Below are 19,618 nucleotides of genomic sequence, written 5' to 3'. Positions count from 1 at the left end.
GCGCATTATGAAGCGAGCCATCGTTACCGGCGGTGCCGGCCTGATCGGAAGCGGGATCTGCACTGATCTGGCCGACCACGGTTTCGAGGTCGCCTCGTTCGATTTCATTGAAACGGCTGATGTCCCGAAGGGCGTCCAGCCCGTTCTCTGCGATGTCTCCGACGAAGCCTCGGTCGAGGAAGCCTTTGCGCTGCTCGGCTGGGACAGTCTCGACCTGCTCGTCAACAATGCCGGCATCGCCAGCCCGAACCATGGCCCGATTGCGCAGCTGTCGCTTGCCGACTGGCGCCGCGTGACCGACAGTCACCTGACCGGCGCCTTCCTGATGACCCGTGCGGCAGTGCCGCTGATGTCATCAGGTGGGTCCATCGTCAACATGGTGTCGACCCGCGCCTTCATGTCGGAACCGGATACGGAAGCCTATGCCGCGTCCAAGGGCGCATTGGTCGCCTTCACCCACGCACTTGCGATCAGCCTTGGCCCGAACATCCGGGTCAATGCCATCGCGCCGGGCTGGATCACCAATGAGACGACGCTGAGCGAGGAAGACCACGCACAGCATCCGGTCGGCCGCGTCGGTCGCCCGAAGGACATTGCCGCCGCCGTCCTCTATCTAACGGGTGCCGGCTTCATGACCGGCCAGGTCCTGACGCTCGACGGCGGCATGACGAGAAAGATGATCTACGCCGAGTAGTGCTTACCGCACCTCGTCGGCGCGAAACCCGTCCGTTGCGGACTTCCAGAAATCGGCATCCTCATACTCGGTTGGATCGACGACGCCAGCGAGATGAAACGCCTCGCGCCGCTCGACGCAGGTGCCGCAGCGGCCGCAATGCTTTTCGCCGCCCTTATAGCAGGACCAGGTGTCGCCGAACGGTGTGCCATGCTTCGCACCGTCGGTGACGATGTCGGCCTTCGACCCATTCACATAGGGTGCCAGCAGCCGCACCGAGGCGTAACCGTCGAGCGCATGATCCTGCATCGTCTGGAACGCGTCGATAAAGCCCGGCCGGCAATCGGGATAGATGAAATGGTCGCCGCCATGGACGGCAATCGCCACCGCATCCGCGCTCTGGGCCGCCGCCACGCCGAACGCGACCGCCAGCATGATCGCGTTGCGGTTCGGCACGACGGTGACGCGCATCGTTTCCTCAGCGTAATGGCCATCAGGCACGTCCAGATCGTCCGTCAGCGCTGATCCGGTCAGCTGGCTGCCGATCGATCGCATATCGATGATCTGGTGGGGTACGCCCAGCCGCGTCGCGCAAGCCGCGGCATAGTCGAGTTCCTTCCTGTGTCGCTGGCCGTAATCGAACGAGACGAGCCCGATCAAATCCTGCTCGGCATCAATCTTGTGGGCAAGCGAAACGGAATCCAGTCCGCCGGAACAGACGACGATGGTCTTCATGGTTTTGGTCCTTGTTTTGTCGGGGTAGGCTGCGACCCGTGTGTCCGGCGGTTTCTAGTGCAAGAACATGCGCTTGTGAACACCTCCGCACATCTCTAGGGTTGTCGGGTATGAAACGAACGCAATTTATTGGGCAGGAGGCCTCTTCATGAGCCTGGACGGTTTCGACTATTTTGTCATCGGTATCGTAATCCTCGCGATACTCCTGCTCTTTGCCCTCGTGAAGACCGTGCCGCAGGGCTATAACTACACCGTCGAGCGGTTTGGCCGCTACACGCGCACGCTGGAGCCGGGCCTCAACATTCTGACGCCGTTCATTGAGCGCATCGGCGCGCGGATGAATGTCATGGAACAGGTGCTCGACATCCCCACCCAGGAAGTCATCACCAGGGACAATGCCAGCGTTTCGGCCGATGCCGTCGCCTTCTATCAGGTGCTGAACGCGGCGCAGGCCGCCTACCAGATAACCAATCTGCAGCTCGCCATCCAGAACCTCACGATGACCAATATTCGATCGGTCATGGGTTCGATGGACCTCGACGAGCTGCTGTCCAACCGAGAAGTCATCAACGAGCGGCTGCTGCGCGTCGTCGATCAGGCGGTTCACCCCTGGGGCATCAAGGTCACCCGCGTCGAGATCAAGGACATCCAGCCGCCGGCAGACCTCGTGCAGTCCATGGGCCGCCAGATGAAGGCGGAGCGCGAGAAGCGCGCCCAGATCCTCGAGGCCGAAGGCTCGCGCAACGCGCAGATCCTGCGGGCCGAGGGTGCGAAACAGGCAGCCGTGCTGCAGGCCGAAGGCGAACGCGAAGCGGCCTTCCGCGATGCCGAGGCACGCGAGCGTCTGGCAGAAGCCGAAGCACGCGCAACGCAGGTCGTTTCCGAAGCGATCGCTGCCGGCAACGTCCAGGCGATCAACTACTTCGTGGCGCAGAAATATACCGAAGCGCTGGTCGAGATCGGCAAGGCGAACAATTCCAAGATCGTGCTGATGCCGCTTGAAGCCTCGTCGCTGATCGGTTCGCTCGGCGGCATCGGCGCCATCGCCAAGGAAGTCTTCGGAGATGGCGACGGCCCTGCCCCGGCAGCGCCCCGCACGCAACCCGGCCAGCCTTCGCGCACCACCCGCAGCACGCCGAGCGTGACCGCCGTCATCCCGCCCTATACGCCCTCCTCCGACAAATGAGGCTGCAATGATCATCGATCTGGTACGCAGCCTCGGCTCGTGGAGCTGGTGGCTCCTCGGCCTCGTCCTGCTCGCAGCAGAACTTGCCGTTCCCGGTGCCTTCCTGATCTGGATCGGGCTTGCCGCCATCATCATCGGCGCGCTGTCTCTGGCACTCTGGGATACCGGCATCTGGACCTGGCAGGTGCAGCTTCTGCTGTTTGCCGTGCTAGCGGTCGCACTGGCGGTGGTCGGGCGTCGCTTCTATTCGAGCCGTGGCGGCGAGAGCGATCAGCCGAACCTCAACCGCCGTGGCGAAAGCCTCGTCGGGCGCACCGCAACGCTGCACGAGCCGATCGCGGAAGGTCGCGGACGGATCAGGCTTGATGATACGTGGTGGTCGATCATCGGGCCGGACCTGCCAGCCGGCACTCAGGTGGTGATCATCGAATCAAATGGCCGCGATCTTCGCGTCGAAGCAACCGCGACCGTCTTGCGTCCCACCTGAAACTCAGATGGGTTTCAGGCGACGCCGACGCGCAGCAGATCGTGGAAATGGACGATGCCGATCGGGCGCTGATCTTCGCCGACGACGAGAAGTGCACCGATACTGTACTGGTTGAGAAGCGCAAGAGCCGCAGTCGCCAGCGTATCCTTGCCGACAGTCTTCGGGCGCACGGTCATGACCTCGTCCACGGGCATCTTCGTCAGGTCGACATCGAGATGGCGCGCAATATCGCCATCGGTGACGACGCCGACAAGCCGGCCCTCATCATCGGTAACACCGACGCAACCGAACCGCTTGCGCGACAGTTCCTGCACCGCTTCCGGCATCAGCACGCCCTGGCGCACCAACGGAATGCTGTCGCCGACATGCATGAGGTCGCTGACATGCGACAGCATGGCGCCGAGCTTGCCGCCAGGATGATAGACGCGGAAATCGGTTGCCGAAAAACCGCGCGCTTCCAGCAGCGCAACAGCAAGCGCATCGCCCATCGCAAGCTGCATCAGCGTCGAGGTGGTTGGAGCCAGTCCGTGCGGACAGGCTTCCTGTTCCTTCGGCAGAAGCAGAACGACATCTGCCGCTCTGCCGAGCGCTGAGACCTCACCAGACGTGAGTGCGATCAAAGGAATAGAAAAGCGACGGGTGAACGATACGATCCCCTGCAACTCGGCGGTCTCGCCGCTCCAGGACAGCGCCAGCACGACATCGCCGGGCGCAATCATGCCGAGATCGCCGTGGTTTGCTTCGACCGGATGCACGAAGAAGGCTGGCGTTCCTGTCGAGGCAAAGCTTGCAGCAATCTTTTTGCCGATATGGCCGCTCTTGCCGATGCCGGTCACGATGACACGACCGCTGATGCCACCGATCAGCTCGGCCGCTGCGCGGAACGGGCCGCCCAGGCCATTCTGAAGGGCATGATCAAGGGCTACAAGGCCCTGTTTTCCAAAGGCAATTGTCCGCAGGGCGGAATCAATGACATCGACCTCTGCGGCCTGCAACGCTCTCTTTATCATGTCGCAGGCTTAGCGCTTTTTCCTGGTCAAGTCCATCGCATTAGCCGCTGAGCAAGTATTGCGGACTTCGAGAAAACAATGCGTCGATCTTCGAAACCGGTCGCTGGCCAGAGTGTCGCTGAGCAAGGAAAGAACCGGGCAACGGGAAATCGCACAGCTGTTTGCGTACATCACTGACGCGCTCAGCGTTCCAAGATATTCGCGGAATAAATACGTCCAACGGCCCCCAGCACACTGCAGCCTGATGACGAACGGAGCCCCCTCGAATGTCGAGACGGCTCCTTCTATGGCATTTCGCAGACTGCAATCAGCAAGTGGTGGCACTTCCGTCGCAGGTGAGCTTTCCTGCTATGTTGCTGAACTGGTTATTCAAAGCGCCGCCGAGCGTTGTTGCGCCGGCAATCAAAGCAACGGAAATAAGTGCGGCAATGAGGCCATATTCGATGGCAGTCGCGCCCGACTCATCCTTCATCATGCGTGCAAGAATTGACATATAACTCTTCCCTGACTCGCCCCTCGGAACGGAATTGCTCCGATATCAAGTTTCTATACTTTAACTGTAGATACATTTTCTTAATGCGCTTCAACAAATCCAATGTGTGTAAATGTCACGTTTGACTTGGTTAAATCACCGTAAACGCGCGAATTCGCCAGCCTTGGGCAACCGGCGTTTGTGCCCTGCGACCCTCCATGCGCGCTGGGAATGTTCATGCAAATGTAGTGGCATCTCCTGGCGAGTGGACGGATAGCGTGAAGGGCAGTCGCGCAGCCCCACGCGGCCGGTTTCACCAACTGTTAACCATAAACTAACCCTTTCGAGGCATACTTCGCGATAAATCCGACAAGGTGACATTCGTGTTTCAAAGCATACACTTAGCCAGGACGGACCTGTGGATGCGGAGCGACGCTGGACTTTGCCTTTGGATCAGCATTTCCGATTTCCGGGCAGTCCGATGATTATCAGCAGGACAAAAGCCACGACGCTTTCGTTGCGCGGCCGTGCGTATGGACTGCTGCTGGCCGGCTCGGCACTGATCCTCCCGTCGGCTGCCGTTTCGCAGAGCCTTTTTCCAGACAGTGGCAGCGCGCTTCCAGCCATTCCCAGCAGCCAGGTCGGAACAGCCGGAACATCGACGATTACCCGCAACACCCCGACTGCACCGGTCGGCGGGACGATTCCCGGCATAGTCGCCGTTGCCGGAGACGAACGGGCCGCCGATACGACGGCGCAACAGAGTGCGGCCGCGCGTGTTCAGGAGCCGGAAGTCGACCTCAACCAGCCGATCGGTCCGTCCGATCTCGAGCCGCTCGATGATGGTCCCGAGGCAATCGATCCGCAGGAGGCTCCGCGTCAAGAGGTGGATCCGACCGGCATCCGGCTCGGCACGTTCATGCTGCGCCCGTCCATCAATCAGAGCATCAACACAGAAATCACCCGCGAGAACGGATCGAAGGAAACGCGCAATTACGCGGCAACCGGGATTCGCGGAACGCTGACCTCCGACTGGTCACGGCATGCGCTGACAGTTACCGGCGAAACCACGATCGAGCACAATTTCACCAAGAGCAAGGAAGGCGAGGATCCGGAGGGCAAGATCAGCGCGGATCTGCGTCTCGATCTTGCAGACGATACCGTTGCGCATCTGACCAGCGGTTACAGCTTTACCCGTGAGGACAATGACGACCCGAACGCCGTCGGTGGCGCCGACGTCCAGTCCGGCGTGCACCTGTTCCAGACCGGGGCCTCGATCGGTCGCGACATCGGCAAGATCAGAGCACTCGCCGCCGTCAACGGCTCTCGATATGTCTATACCGAGGCAAAGCTTGCGGACGGCGGCACGCTCAACATGAAAGACCGCAATCGCAGCGGCATCGATGGTCGACTGCGCCTCGGCTATGAACTTTCGCCTGCCCTCATCCCGTTTGGGGAAATCGCATCGGGCCACACATTCTACGATCGCAAGCGCGATGCTTCTGGCTATCAGCGCTCATCGCAGACCTATGCCGCACGCACCGGCGTCGAGTTCGATTTCGGCGAGAAACTGCGCGGCGAGTTGGGAACGGGCTATGAGGTCGTCGACTACGAGGATAACCGCCTCAAGAATGTCGGTGGCATCAGCTTTGATGGCGATGCGACCTGGTCACCCCAGCGCGGCACCGACGTCAATCTCGGCCTGCGCACGACAGTCCAGGATTCCACAACGCCCGGCGAAGGCGGATGGGTGGAGTATGAACTCACCGCAGCGCTTGCGCACGAGATGCGCGACAGCGTCGTGGCACGCCTGAGCGGCAGCACCGTGTTCCGCAACTTTGATTCCGGCAGCGAAGACGAGGTCACCTGGCTTGCCGGCGCGGGGATAACATGGGCGATCAACCGCTATCTCGATCTCACGAGCGACGTTGAATACGAGAAAACCACGGGCGGCACCGAACAGAACATCGTTCGCGCGGGCATGGGGCTGACTCTGAAGCGATAGCGTCCATCAGGCAATCACGTTTCCGTGATATCTATCCCGGTACTGCCGCCACTCGGCGCCAATGCTTCGACATGTGTGCCTTCACAATAGGCATAAAGTACGAAGTCGCGCTAAACGGCCCGGGATCGGAATGGGTTCTGTCTCCAACATACCTTCCCGCGAACAATTATTTCCGCACTGCAGCAATCGTTGCTCCAGCTACTCCTCCAGCGCATGGCTTCTCCAGCCGATCACGCCGTCCATGCACGTTGTACAAAGCTTGCGCCCGGGCTTCCGCCCACTTCCCCTCAGGACTGTGCGCAACATATAAGCGCTCACGACGAATTGTCGCAGTGCAGCATTAATGCACTCCATCGATACATCCTGATAGATTAGAGGCTCAACGTGGCTGGAATTCCAACAGACAGCGCGACCACACCGCGCACAGCAACAAGTTCGACGGCAGGTAACAATTACCGCTTCGCTCTCGTTGCCCTGACTTCCCTGTTTTTCATGTGGGGCTTTATCACCTGCCTGAACGACATTCTGATCCCGCACCTGAAGAACGTCTTCCAGCTCAACTACACCCAGTCGATGATGATCCAGCTGTGCTTCTTCGGCGCCTATTTCATCGTGTCGCTGCCGGCCGGCGCGCTTGTGAAGCGCATCAGCTACAAATGGGGCATCGTCGTCGGCCTGCTGATTGCAGCGATCGGCTGTGCGCTGTTCATCCCGGCTGCCAGCTACCGCGTCTATGCGCTGTTTCTCGGCGCGCTGTTTGTGCTGGCAAGCGGTGTCACCATTCTGCAGGTTGCCGCCAATCCCTATGTGACGGAGCTGGGCGCCCCTGAAACTGCCTCGAGCCGGCTGACGCTGACCCAGGCCTTCAACTCGCTCGGAACCACGATCGCACCGCTCTTCGGCGCCTTCCTTATCCTGTCGGCCGCGACCGGCGACATCCAGAACGCCAGCGGCGAACAACTCGAAGCCTTGCGCCTCGCAGAGGCTGATGCCGTCCGCTTCCCTTACATGCTTCTGGCAATCGCCTTCCTCGTGCTGGCCGCCGTCTTTGCAGCCCTGAAGCTGCCGCATGTCGAAACGGAAGACACGACGGTCGCTGAAGGCGGCGAACGTAGCTCCGCGTGGGCCTACCGTCACCTCGTTCTCGGCGCGATCGGCCTGTTCGTCTATGTCGGTGCCGAAGTGTCGATCGGCTCGTTCCTGGTCAATTACCTGGCAGAACCAAGCATCGCCGGCATGCCGGAATCCGAAGCCGCCCATTACGTCGCCTATTTCTGGGGCGGCGCCATGATCGGTCGTTTCGTCGGCGCCTATGTCATGCGCTTCGTCGACGACGGCAAGGCGCTGGCGTTCAATGCCGGTGTTGCGATCCTGCTGATCCTGCTCACGGTGTTTGCGGGCGGCTCGCTGGCAATGTGGTCGGTCCTCGCCATCGGCCTGTTCAACTCGATCATGTTCCCGACCATCTTCAGCCTGGCACTCAAGGGTCTTGGTCGCCACACCAGCCAGGGATCGGGCATCCTGTGCCTGGCGATCGTCGGCGGTGCCATCCTGCCGGTCGTGCAGGGCATGCTGGCCGATACGGTCGGCATCCACCTCGCCTTCCTGATGCCAGCGATATGCTACCTCTACATCGCCTATTACGGCCTCAAGGGTCACAGGGCCGCCTGATCGAAGGCATGGATCCCTGAAACGAAAAACGCCCCCGCGATCGTCTCGCGGGGGCGTTTTCTTTTGCAGTAACGGATAGGCTTACATCAGCTTCGAGACGAGCGCCTTCAGCGGCTCTTCGATCGCCGGGCGAATGTCCGGGCGCTGCAGGGCAAAGGCGATATTGGCCATGATGAAGCCGTCCTTGGCGCCGCAGTCGTAGGTCTCGCCCTTGAAGTGGTAGCCGGCAAATTCCTGGCTCTTGGCCAGCGCCAGCATGCCGTCGGTCAACTGGATCTCGTTGCCGGCGCCACGTTCCTGGGTTTCCAGGATCTTGAAGATTTCCGGCTGCAGGATGTAGCGGCCGTTGATGAAGAAGTTCGAAGGAGCTGTGCCCTTGGCAGGCTTTTCGACCATCTCGGTGATCTTGAAACCGTCGCCGACGGTCTCACCCTTGCCGACGATACCGTACTTGTGGGCCTGATCCGGATCGCATTCCTCGACCGCGAGAACGTTGCCGCCGGTCTGGTCGTAGAGTTCGACCATGCCCTTGAGGCAGCTCTTTTCCGACGACATGATCATGTCCGGCAACAGGACCGCGAAGGGTTCGTTGCCGACGATGTCGCGCGCACACCATACGGCGTGACCGAGACCGAGCGGAACCTGCTGGCGGGTGAAGCTCGCCGTACCGGCCTTCGGCAGGATATGCGAGAGCAGCGTCAGTTCGGCATTCTTGTTGCGCTCGCGCAGCATCTGCTCGAGTTCGAACTGAATATCGAAATAGTCTTCGATCACACCTTTGCCACGGCCGGTCACGAATACGAAATGTTCGATGCCGGCTTCCGCCGCTTCATCGACCACATATTGGATGACCGGCTTGTCGACGACCGTCAGCATTTCTTTTGGCACAGCCTTTGTGGCCGGCAAGAAGCGGGTGCCGAGGCCCGCAACAGGGAAGACTGCTTTACGAATTTTCCGTTCTTGTGACACTCATGCCTCCTGATGCATTTCGCTGTGCGGTTTCGGGTCTTTTGTCGGCTGTAATAAACATTTGCTACCTTTTAGCAAAGATCTGCCCCGGCCGCGCGTTTCATGGTAAAGAATTTGTTGACCCTATCCTGTTATCACATCGTTGAGCCGCATCCCGATCTCGCCATGATGGCCAGAATAAAAATGGACCGACTGCCGATGAAAAAAATCAGCCCCAATCGCTTCCGCGCAACGATCTTCTCGCTTGTCGCCGGCCTTGCCATATCGACCTGCGCGATAGATGCCCGCGCCGATGCCGGTTTCAAGACGTGGGTTGCAAATTTCTATTCGACTGCTGCCAAAAGCGGCATCAGTCGCTCGACCTATGATCGCGCCTTTGCAGGCATCAGCGGTCCCGACCAGGAAGTCCTGCGCAAGGCCGAGTACCAGCCGGAATTCAAGTCGAAAATCTGGGATTATCTCGACAGCCGCGTCAATCCCTACACGGTCAAGATCGGCCGCGAAATGGCTGCCCGCCATGGCGCGACGCTGAACGCCGTGGAGCGGCATTTCGGTGTCGACAGAAACATTCTCCTCGCCATCTGGTCGATGGAATCCAACTATGGCGCAGCTCTGGAAAACCCCGAACGTCTGCACCACGTGCCGCAGGCACTGGCGACGCTCGGCTGGGGCGATCCGAAGCGCGGCAAGTTCGCGCGCAACCAGCTGATCGCCGCCTTGAAGATTCTTCAGGCAGGCGACGTATCCCCCAAGCAGCTGACCGGTTCCTGGGCAGGCGCGATGGGCCATACCCAGTTCATCCCGACGAGCTACCTGCTCTATGCGGTCGACGCTGATGGCAACGGCAAGCGCGACATCTGGCATTCGGTTCCCGATGCGCTGGCGACCTCCGCCAACCTCCTGGCCAAGAACGGCTGGACTGCCGGCAAGACCTGGGGCTACGAATCCGTGCTTCCCGCCGGCGCCGCAAAATACGAAGGCCAGAGCAAGACCTTGGCGCAGTGGGCAGCGCTGGGCTTCCAGCGTCCGAACGGCAAGGGTTTTCCGCGCGGAGCAGACCGCGCGACATTGAAGCTGATGGCCGGCGCGAACGGTCCAGCCTACCTGATGCTCTCCAACTTCTTCACCATCAAGCGCTACAACGCAGCCGACAGCTACGCGCTCGCGGTCGGTCTTCTCGCCGACGAGATCGCCGGTTTCGGCGGTGTACAGCAGTCCTGGCCGCGCCCCAACGGCACGCTCGACATCAAGGAAAAGTTCGAGCTGCAGAGCCGCATGAAGGAACTCGGCTATTACGAAGGCGAAGTGGACGGCAATTTCGGCTCCGGCTCGAAGGCCGCGATCTCCGCCATCCAGAAGCGTCTCGGCATGCAGCCGGATGGCGAGCCGTCGCATTCTCTTCTCAAGGCGATCCGTTGAGGCTAGCATGCGATGCGCCGCAATCGTGAACGGTGCGGCCAAAAGGCATGAAAACGATGAAGCTCTTGCGCCACAACAGGCCAAACCGACGCCTGGTCCGGACGGTATTCATGGTAGCGACCAGCCTCGTGCTGTCGCTGCCATCAACCGTTTCGTTTGCCCAGGACGGCGGCGATCGGCGCAACCTGTTCAACATGCTGTTCGGTGCGCCGCGCACAGAGCGATATGAACGCTACGAACGTCCGACCCGGCGATATGACCGGCAGGATGGATCGATCATTGAGATGGCGCCACGCCGGCAGAGAAGCCGTGCCACTCCGCAGGCTGCGGTTCCCCGCACGAGGACGGCGCCGATACCCTCTCAGCCCCAGGCCGAACCCGTCGCCAAACTGGAAACCGCCAAAAAGATCCTCGTTATCGGCGATTTTCTCGCTGGCAATATCGGGGGTGAGCTGGAAACGACGTTTGCGACCTCCCCGGGGGTTTCAATCATCAGCCGCAGCGACGGATCCTCCGGCCTGGTGCGCGACGACCATTACGACTGGCTTGGCCAACTGCCGGCTATTCTCGACGAGGCCAAACCCGCGATCGTGGTCGTCATGCTGGGTGCCAACGACCGCCAGCAAATGGACACCGCCAGCGGACGCGAGAAATTCCGCACGGATGCCTGGTTCAAACAATATGAAACCCGTGTCGCGGAGCTTGCCGGCATGATCGCGCAGCGCAAGCTGACGCTGCTTTGGGTCGGCCTGCCGGCGTTCCAGTCGCCATCGATGATGGCGGACGCGGTCACGCTCAACACGCTTTATCGGGGACAGGTGGAGAAGGTCGGCGGCGAATTCGTCGACATCTGGGACGGCTTCGTCGACGAAGACGGCAGGTTCGTCCTGACTGGCTCGGACGTCAACGGACAGCAGGTACGCCTGCGCAATTCCGACGGCATCACGCTCACCAAGCCCGGCAAGGAAAAGCTCGCCTTCTATGTCGACAAGGTCCTGCGCCGGCATCTGGGCGACATGGCAAGCCCCGATCTCGCCAAATTCGACAGCAGCACCCTCCCGCCGCTCCAGACGCTCGAATCTCCTGCCAACCCCGAAGTGCCCGTACGGCCGATCAGCCTGGTTGACCCGGAGCTGGACGGCGGCCAGGAGCTTCTGGGCGGCAATGCGCCACCGGCCCGTCTGACGGAAACGCCGCGCGACAAACTGGTCAAACGCGGCGAACTCGAGCCCGCCCCGGCCGGTCGGATCGACGACTACCGGCTCACGACCCAGTAGGTCTTTGACACGAGCGCGAGCTCTCGCCTGTAGCTTCGCGAAAAAACGTGCTACATAGTCATAAATTCCCAGTTCAGACGTGCATGGCCTAGCTGATCTCTTTTATCGGAGTGCCCGCATGAACCTGCTTTTTCGCGTTATCGTATCAACGATTCTGCTTGCGACGCCGGTCCTTGCAGACGTTCCGCCGTTTCCATCCACCTTCAGGACCCAAACTGTCCATGTCGGCAACGTAGACATCCATCTCCGGATTGGCGGCAAGGGACCTGCCGTCGTTCTGCTACATGGCTACGGCGAAACCGGCGACATGTGGGCGCCGCTCGCTGCAAAGCTCGAGATGGATCATCTGGTCATCGTTCCCGATCTTCGCGGCATGGGTCTGTCATCACACCCCGAAGGCGGCTTCGACAAGGCAAGCCAGGCCCGCGACTTGGCCACCATTCTTAACGGACTGCACATTGATCGTTTCGCGCTGGTCACGCACGATATCGGCAACATGGTGGGCTTCGCCCTCGCGACGCAGCAACCTGCCCGCGTGACCCGCTTCGCGCTGCTCGATGCGCCCGTTCCCGGCATCGGACCATGGGACGAGATCCTGAAAAACCCGCTTCTCTGGCATTTCCGCTTCGGGGGGCCGGACATGGAGCGTCTCGTCGCCGGGCGCGAGCGGCTCTATCTGGACCGGTTCTGGAACGAATTTTCCGCCGACCCAAAGCGGTTCGACGAAGCATCCCGCAAACACTATGCCGCCCTCTATGCCTTGCCAGGCGCCATGCATTCCGGCTTCGCCCAGTTCGCGGCCTTCGACCAGGATGCGATCGACAACCGCGCCTGGGCAGCCACGGGCGCAAAATTGGAAATGCCCATTCTGGCCGTTGGCGGTGAAAAGTCCTTCGGGCCGGGCATGGCGGCGGTGATGCGCACCGCAGCCACGCAGGTCAGCGAGGGCGTGATCGCCGATGCGGGCCACTGGCTGATGGAAGAACAGCCGGATGCCACCGTCAAATTGATCGACGCGTTTCTCTCCAGCAGCGAGTGATGCGATCACAAAACCAGGCGCTTATTGTGGAAAGCAAGCGTCGCCCAAGCAGCAATTCGGGTCGATCCTACTGATGACCGTCTGCGCGCAGGAATCGGATCGTGAAATTACTGATCCGGGCGATGCACAGCGTATCGAGCAGGCCAAGATCGATTGCGGGATGGTCATGGGCAAGCATGACCTGATTCTCCCGAAACAAAAACGGCCCCTCCCCGCGAAACGGAGAGAGGCCGTTCATTTTGACATATCAGTTAGCGCGGCAGGACGCTCGATCCCATCAGCGCTTCGTCGATGGCTCGTGCTGCCTGACGGCCTTCGCGGATCGCCCACACCACCAACGACTGGCCGCGGCGAACGTCGCCGGCGGTCCACAGCTTGTCGACCGAGGTCTTGTAGTCGCGCTCGTTGGCAATGACGTTGGTGGAGCCGCGGCGGTCGACATTGAGCGCCAGCTTGCCATCGAGTTCGGACAGCACGCTATCCGTTGCAGGGCCCGAGAAGCCGATGGCGATGAAGGCGAGATCGGCCTTGATGATGAAGTCGGTGCCCGCGATCGGCTGGCGGCGATCATCCACTTCGCAGCAGCGAACGCCGGTCAGCTGGCCGTCTTCGCCGACGAATTCCAGCGTTGCCACCTGGAACTCGCGGATCGCGCCTTCGGCCTGGCTGGACGACGTGCGCATCTTGGTGGCCCAGAATGGCCACACCGCGAGCTTGTCTTCCTTTTCCGGCGGCTGCGGGCGGATGTCGAGCTGGGTCACCTTGACGGCGCCCTGGCGGAACGCGGTCCCGACGCAGTCGGAAGCGGTATCGCCACCGCCGACGACGACGATATGCTTGCCACCGGCAAGGATCGGCTCGGCGGCCCAGGCGACGCTGTCGATATTTTCGCGGCCGATGCGGCGGTTCTGCTGCACCAGATACGGCATCGCATCATAGACGCCGTGCAGTTCCGTGCCGGGAATGCCGGCCGGACGCGGAGTTTCCGAACCGCCGCAATAAAGCACGGCGTCGAATTCCGCAGTCAGTTCTTCCACCTTCTTGTCGACGCCGATATTGACGCCGTAGTGGAAGGTCACGCCTTCGCCGGTCATCTGCTCGACGCGCCGGTCGATGAAGTTCTTCTCCATCTTGAAATCAGGAATACCGTAGCGCAGCAGGCCACCGGCTTTGGACTCGCGCTCGAACAGATGTACGTCGTGACCGGCGCGCGAAAGCTGCTGGGCCGCCGCCATGCCGGCAGGACCCGAACCGATCACGGCAACCTTGCGGCCACTCTTCACGGTCGCCGGCTGCGGCACGATATACCCGAGCTCATAGGCCTTGTCGGCAATCGCCTGCTCGACAGTCTTGATCGCGACCGGCGCATCTTCGAGGTTGAGAGTGCAGGCTTCCTCACACGGCGCGGGACAAACGCGACCGGTGAATTCGGGGAAGTTGTTGGTGGAATGGAGGTTGCGGATCGCCTCCTCCCACTTGTTGTTGTAGACGAGGTCGTTCCAGTCGGGGATCTGGTTATGAACAGGGCAGCCGGTCGGGCCGTGGCAATAGGGAATGCCACAGTCCATGCAGCGGGCCGCCTGTTTCGTCACTTCCGCATCCGACATCGGAATGGTGAATTCGCGGAAATGGCGGATACGATCGGACGCCGGCTGGTACTTGCCAACCTGCCGGTCGATTTCCATGAATCCCGTAACTTTGCCCATAGTCTTTCCCTCAGTTCACAGAGGCGGCCATTGCGGCCCCCAGTACCAGTAGGCGAAACCGATCACCGCCCCCAGCACCACAAATTCCAAAACTAGCGCACCATTGACCAGTGCTGCGACCGTTGGAACGGCCGCGGCGATTGCCACGGCCACTCCGGCATGAACGATGCGTCCCTTGCGGTTCACTCCGCAGCCACGCCCATCCGCATCCGTTCCATCTCCACCAGTGCACGGCGATATTCGACCGGCATGACCTTGCGGAATTTTGGACGGAACTCGCTCCAGCGGTCGAGAATGTCCTTGGCGCGGGTCGAGCCGGTATAGTGCATGTGGTTGGAGATCAGCTGGTAGAGCCGCTCCTCGTCGTGACGCGTCATGTCTTCGGAAACGTCCACGCGTCCCTTGTGCATGATGTCGCCGCCGTGATGGTGCAGCTTTTCCAGCATGTCGTCTTCTTCAGGTACCGGCTCCAGTTCCACCATCGCCATGTTGCAGCGCTTGGCGAAATCGCCTGTCTCGTCGAGAACGTAAGCCACGCCGCCCGACATGCCGGCTGCGAAGTTGCGGCCGGTTTCGCCGAGCACGACGACGATGCCGCCGGTCATGTATTCGCAGCCATGGTCGCCCACGCCTTCGACCACCGCGATGGCGCCCGAGTTGCGCACCGAGAAGCGCTCGCCGGCAACGCCGCGGAAGTAGCATTCGCCGGTCGTTGCGCCGTAAAGCACGGTGTTTCCGACGATGATCGAGTTCTCGGCAACGATGTTGGAGTTTTCCGGCGGCCGCACGATGATGCGTCCACCCGACAGACCCTTGCCGACATAGTCGTTGCCGTCACCGATCAGGTCGAACGTGATGCCGCGCGCGAGAAACGCCGCAAACGACTGTCCGGCCGTGCCGCGCAGCGTCACATGGATCGTATCGTCCTTTAGACCCTTCTGGCCCCAGCGCTTGACCAGCGCACCCGACAGCATGGCGCCGACGGACCGGTCGACGTTCTTGATCGGCACTTCGAAGACGACAGGCTCCTTGCTTTCAAGAGCGGCTTGCGACTTCTCGATCAGCTTGCGGTCGAGAATATCGTCGATCGGATGCTTTTGCCGCTCGGTCCAGTAGGTCGCAGACTTCGGAGCCTCAACCTTGTGAAACAGCTTGGTGAAGTCGAGACCCTGCGACTTCCAGTGCGCCAGCATGTCGTCCTTCTCGAGCAGCTCGGAAAGGCCGATGATCTCGTCGAACTTGGTGAAGCCAAGCGAGGCGAGGATCTCGCGCACTTCCTCGGCCACGAAGAAGAAGTAGTTGATCACGTGTTCCGGCGTGCCCTTGAAGCGCTTGCGCAGAACCGGGTCCTGCGTGGCAACACCGACGGGGCAGGTGTTGAGATGGCACTTGCGCATCATGATGCAGCCGGCGGCAATGACAGGCGCCGTCGCAAAGCCGAACTCGTCTGCTCCGAGAAGGGCACCGATGATGACGTCGCGGCCGGTCTTCAGGCCACCATCGACCTGCAGCGCGATCCGCGACCGCAGACCGTTCAGCACCAGCGTCTGCTGGGTCTCGGCAAGGCCGATTTCCCAAGGGGAACCGGCATGCTTCAGCGAGGTCAGCGGCGAAGCGCCGGTGCCGCCGTCGAAGCCTGCGACCGTGATATGGTCGGCGCGGGCCTTGGCAACGCCTGCCGCAACCGTGCCGACGCCCACTTCCGAGACGAGCTTCACGGAGATGTCGGAGGTCGGGTTGACGTTCTTCAGGTCATAGATCAGCTGCGCCAGATCTTCGATCGAATAGATATCGTGATGCGGCGGCGGCGAGATGAGGCCGACCCCCGGCGTCGAGTGACGGGTCTTGGCAACGGTCGCATCCACCTTGTGGCCGGGCAACTGACCGCCCTCGCCGGGCTTTGCACCCTGCGCCACCTTGATCTGCAGCATATCCGCATTGACCAGATACTCGGTCGTCACACCGAAGCGGCCGGATGCGATCTGCTTGATCGCCGAACGCTCCGGGTTCATCGAACCGTCGGCGAGCGGCAGATAACGATCGCTTTCCTCGCCGCCTTCACCGGTGTTCGACTTGCCGCCGATGCGGTTCATGGCAATCGCAAGCGTCGTATGCGCCTCACGGGAAATCGAGCCGAACGACATGGCGCCGGTCGAGAACCGCTTGACGATATCGACTGCGGGCTCCACCTCGTCGAGCGACACCGGCTTGCGGCCGGACCGTTCCGCCGACTTGATCTTGAACAGGCCGCGAATGGTGTTCATCCGCACCGCGCTCTCGTTCACCATTTCGGCGAACTCGCGGTAGCGATCCTGGCTGTTGCCGCGCACGGCATGCTGCAGGGTGGCGACCACATCCGGCGTCCAGGCATGGCTTTCGCCACGCATGCGGTAGGCATATTCGCCGCCGATATCGAGCGACGAGGCGAGAACCGGATCCTTGCCGAAGGCTGCACGGTGGCGGGTAACGGTTTCCTCGGCGATATGATCGAGGCCGATACCTTCGATCGACGTCGCGGTGCCGAAGAAATACTGGTTGACCAGCTCGGTGTTCAGACCGACGGCATCGAAGATCTGGCCGCCGCAATAGGACTGGTAGGTCGAGATGCCCATCTTGGACATGACCTTGAGGATGCCCTTGCCGACCGCCTTGATGTAGCGCGAGACGATCTCGGAACTGTCCACTTCCTTCGGAAACTCGCCGCGCATATGCATGTCAGTCAGCGTGTCGAAGGCGAGATAAGGGTTGATGGCTTCGGCACCGTAACCGGCGAGAAGGCAGAAATGGTGGATCTCGCGCGGCTCGCCCGATTCGACGACGAGACCGACCGAGGTGCGAAGACCCTTGCGGATCAGATGGTGGTGCACGGCAGCTGTCGCGAGAAGCGCCGGGATGGCAATCCGGTCCGGTCCGATCTGGCGGTCGGAGAGGACGATGATGTTATAGCCGCCCTTGACCGCCGCTTCCGCACGCTCGCAGAGGCGATCGAGCATTTCCGGCATGCCTTCGGCGCCGCGCTCGATATCGTAGGTGAAATCGAGCGTCTTGGTGTCGAACCGGTCTTCCGTGTGACCGATCGAGCGGATCTTTTCCAGATCGCCATTGGTGAGGATCGGCTGGCGAACTTCCAGGCGCTTGGCGTTGGCCGCACCTTCATGGTCGAGAATGTTCGGCCTCGGCCCGATAAACGAGACGAGGCTCATGACGAGCTCTTCGCGGATCGGATCGATCGGCGGGTTCGTCACCTGCGCAAAGTTCTGCTTGAAATAGGTGTAGAGCAGCTTCGACTTTTGCGACATCGCCGAGATCGGCGTGTCCGTGCCCATCGAACCCACGGCTTCCTGCCCGGTCGTCGCCATCGGCGACATCAGGATCTTGGTGTCCTCGGATGTGTAGCCGAACGCCTGCTGGCGATCGAGCAGCGAAACGTCGCGGCGCAGCGCCCGCGGTTCGACCGGCTTCAGGTCCTCAAGGATCAGCTGCGTGCGATCCAGCCACTTTTCGTAAGGATGACGGGTTGCAAGCGTGGTCTTCAACTCCTCGTCGGAGATGATCTGACCCTTTTCCATGTCGATCAGCAGCATCTTGCCCGGCTGCAGACGCCACTTCTTGATGATGCTTTCTTCCGGCACCGGCAGCGTGCCGGCTTCGGACGCGAGAATGATACGATCGTCGTCGGTGACGAGGTAACGCGCCGGGCGCAGACCGTTGCGGTCAAGCGTCGCGCCGATCTGGCGGCCATCGGTAAAGCATACGGCAGCCGGACCGTCCCATGGCTCCATCAGAGCCGCATGGTATTCGTAGAACGCCTTGCGCTCCTTCGACATCGACTGATTGCCGGCCCAGGCTTCGGGGATCAGCATCATCATCGCATGCGCCAGCGAATAGCCGCCGCGCAGCAGGAATTCGAGCGCGTTGTCGAAGCAGGCCGTATCCGACTGACCCTCGTAGGAGATCGGCCAGAGCTTGGAAATGTCCTCGCCGAACAGCGGCGAGGACACCGACGCCTGACGCGCCGCCATCCAGTTGACGTTGGAGCGCAGCGTGTTGATTTCGCCGTTATGGGCAACCATGCGGTATGGATGCGCGAGCTTCCAGGACGGGAACGTGTTGGTAGAGAACCGCTGGTGCACGAGGGCGACAGCACTTTCAAACCGCGGGTCGGCCAGATCCTTGTAGTAGGCGCCGACCTGATAGGCGAGGAACATGCCCTTGTAGACGATCGTCGTCGATGACAGCGATACCGGATAGAAGCCGGTTTCCTGGCCGCCGAACTGATCGTAGATACGGTTGGAGATGACCTTGCGAATGAGGAAGAGCTTGCGCTCGAAATCCTGATTGGTCGCGGCATCGCGGCCGGCGCCGATAAACACCTGGAGGTGATAGGGCTCGGTACCGGCAATATCCGGCGCCTTGGACAGCGAGGAATTGTCGACAGGCACTTCGCGGAAGCCGATGAACTGCTGGCCCTCTTCGGCCGTCACATCGACGATGACCTTCTTGAAGTGCTCGATCTGATCCGGGTCGCGCGGCAGGAAGAAGTGACCGACGGCATATTCGCCAGCCTTCGGCAGGGTGATGCCCTGCTTTGCCATTTCTTCGCGGAAGAACTTGTCGGGGATCTGCAGGAGGATGCCGGCACCATCGCCCATCAGCGGATCTGCCCCGACGGCGCCGCGATGGGTGAGGTTTTCCAGAATGAACAGGCCGTCCTTGATGATCTGGTGCGACTTCTGGCCCTTCATATGGGCAATGAAGCCGACGCCGCAGGCATCGTGCTCGTTGCGCGGGTTGTAAAGACCTTGTGCTGCCGGAATACCGGAGGCAATGAATGGCAGACGCTGTTCGACGCCCGAGCCAGCTTCCGCCGCGGTCGCGGTGGCGGGCAGACAGTGCACTTCAGGAACATTCTTCGTCATTGCTATTCCTCCTGTTGGCCACTCACGATCGAGCTTGCAAACGGCGTATT

The 19,618-nt window shown here is 61.0% G+C and carries 15 protein-coding genes; 8 read left to right on the top strand and 7 right to left on the bottom strand.

Features of this window, described 5'->3' with window-relative positions:
* Window positions 1-7: 7 nt before the first annotated feature.
* Window positions 8-694 carry an SDR family oxidoreductase gene (locus ASF70_RS20250; RefSeq protein ID WP_062582352.1) on the top strand — a complete coding sequence of 229 codons (687 nt, stop codon included), beginning with the start codon at window positions 8-10 and terminating at the stop codon, window positions 692-694.
* A gap of 3 nt (window positions 695-697) precedes the next feature.
* Here ASF70_RS20250 and queC read toward each other — a convergent pair whose 3' ends face one another.
* Window positions 698-1,408 carry a 7-cyano-7-deazaguanine synthase QueC gene (gene queC / locus ASF70_RS20245; RefSeq protein WP_062582350.1) on the bottom strand — a complete coding sequence of 237 codons (711 nt, stop codon included), beginning with the start codon at window positions 1,406-1,408 and terminating at the stop codon, window positions 698-700.
* A gap of 148 nt (window positions 1,409-1,556) precedes the next feature.
* Between queC and ASF70_RS20240 the strand changes: the two genes are divergently transcribed.
* Window positions 1,557-2,594 (top strand): SPFH domain-containing protein, encoded by a 1,038-nt coding sequence (locus ASF70_RS20240; RefSeq protein WP_062582348.1) that lies wholly within the window; start codon window positions 1,557-1,559, stop codon window positions 2,592-2,594.
* A gap of 7 nt (window positions 2,595-2,601) precedes the next feature.
* Window positions 2,602-3,081 carry an NfeD family protein gene (locus ASF70_RS20235; RefSeq protein ID WP_062582346.1) on the top strand — a complete coding sequence of 160 codons (480 nt, stop codon included), beginning with the start codon at window positions 2,602-2,604 and terminating at the stop codon, window positions 3,079-3,081.
* Between the two features lie 14 nt (window positions 3,082-3,095).
* Here ASF70_RS20235 and ASF70_RS20230 read toward each other — a convergent pair whose 3' ends face one another.
* Both ASF70_RS20230 and ASF70_RS20225 read right to left on the bottom strand, forming a co-directional pair.
* Window positions 3,096-4,091 carry a KpsF/GutQ family sugar-phosphate isomerase gene (locus ASF70_RS20230; protein ID WP_062582344.1) on the bottom strand — a complete coding sequence of 332 codons (996 nt, stop codon included), beginning with the start codon at window positions 4,089-4,091 and terminating at the stop codon, window positions 3,096-3,098.
* A gap of 307 nt (window positions 4,092-4,398) precedes the next feature.
* Window positions 4,399-4,584, bottom strand: a complete 186-nt coding sequence (locus ASF70_RS20225) for a Flp family type IVb pilin (RefSeq protein WP_062460949.1) — start codon at window positions 4,582-4,584, stop codon at window positions 4,399-4,401.
* A gap of 460 nt (window positions 4,585-5,044) precedes the next feature.
* Between ASF70_RS20225 and ASF70_RS20220 the strand changes: the two genes are divergently transcribed.
* The gene (locus ASF70_RS20220) at window positions 5,045-6,568 is read left to right on the top strand and encodes an outer membrane beta-barrel protein (RefSeq protein ID WP_062582342.1); all 1,524 of its coding nucleotides are present in this window, start codon (window positions 5,045-5,047) and stop codon (window positions 6,566-6,568) included.
* Window positions 6,569-6,961: 393 nt separating this feature from the next.
* Complete coding sequence (gene fucP, locus ASF70_RS20215) at window positions 6,962-8,239, top strand: L-fucose:H+ symporter permease (protein WP_244474112.1); 1,278 nt, start codon at window positions 6,962-6,964, stop codon at window positions 8,237-8,239.
* A gap of 81 nt (window positions 8,240-8,320) precedes the next feature.
* Here the strand turns inward: fucP and galU are convergent, their stop codons facing one another.
* The gene (gene galU, locus ASF70_RS20210) at window positions 8,321-9,208 is read right to left on the bottom strand and encodes a UTP--glucose-1-phosphate uridylyltransferase GalU (RefSeq protein ID WP_062460958.1); all 888 of its coding nucleotides are present in this window, start codon (window positions 9,206-9,208) and stop codon (window positions 8,321-8,323) included.
* A 198-nt stretch (window positions 9,209-9,406) separates the two neighbouring features.
* Between galU and ASF70_RS20205 the strand changes: the two genes are divergently transcribed.
* The 3 genes from ASF70_RS20205 to ASF70_RS20195 all read left to right on the top strand — a co-directional run bounded on the left by ASF70_RS20205 (window position 9,407) and on the right by ASF70_RS20195 (window position 12,943).
* Window positions 9,407-10,627: a lytic murein transglycosylase gene (locus tag ASF70_RS20205; protein ID WP_082472037.1), complete on the top strand. Its 1,221-nt coding sequence runs from the start codon at window positions 9,407-9,409 to the stop codon at window positions 10,625-10,627.
* A gap of 110 nt (window positions 10,628-10,737) precedes the next feature.
* Entirely contained in the window at window positions 10,738-11,904 is a 1,167-nt protein-coding gene (locus ASF70_RS20200; protein WP_082472036.1) for a DUF459 domain-containing protein, read from the top strand.
* Window positions 11,905-12,022: 118 nt separating this feature from the next.
* Window positions 12,023-12,943, top strand: a complete 921-nt coding sequence (locus tag ASF70_RS20195) for an alpha/beta hydrolase (RefSeq protein WP_062582337.1) — start codon at window positions 12,023-12,025, stop codon at window positions 12,941-12,943.
* Between the two features lie 67 nt (window positions 12,944-13,010).
* Here ASF70_RS20195 and ASF70_RS24445 read toward each other — a convergent pair whose 3' ends face one another.
* The 3 genes from ASF70_RS24445 to gltB form a co-directional block, all read right to left on the bottom strand.
* Complete coding sequence (locus ASF70_RS24445; RefSeq protein WP_210166807.1) at window positions 13,011-13,181, bottom strand: hypothetical protein; 171 nt, start codon at window positions 13,179-13,181, stop codon at window positions 13,011-13,013.
* A 13-nt stretch (window positions 13,182-13,194) separates the two neighbouring features.
* Window positions 13,195-14,649: a glutamate synthase subunit beta gene (locus tag ASF70_RS20190; RefSeq protein ID WP_062582335.1), complete on the bottom strand. Its 1,455-nt coding sequence runs from the start codon at window positions 14,647-14,649 to the stop codon at window positions 13,195-13,197.
* A 182-nt stretch (window positions 14,650-14,831) separates the two neighbouring features.
* Window positions 14,832-19,568 (bottom strand): glutamate synthase large subunit, encoded by a 4,737-nt coding sequence (gene gltB / locus ASF70_RS20185; RefSeq protein WP_062582333.1) that lies wholly within the window; start codon window positions 19,566-19,568, stop codon window positions 14,832-14,834.
* Window positions 19,569-19,618 lie beyond the last annotated feature (50 nt).

Origin of the sequence: Rhizobium sp. Leaf321 (genome assembly GCF_001423215.1) — a bacterium.
Taxonomy (GTDB): domain Bacteria; phylum Pseudomonadota; class Alphaproteobacteria; order Rhizobiales; family Rhizobiaceae; genus Neorhizobium; species Neorhizobium soli.
The sequence above is the reverse complement of the archived record's forward strand: the minus strand, read 5'-3'. Positions and strand labels throughout refer to the sequence as shown.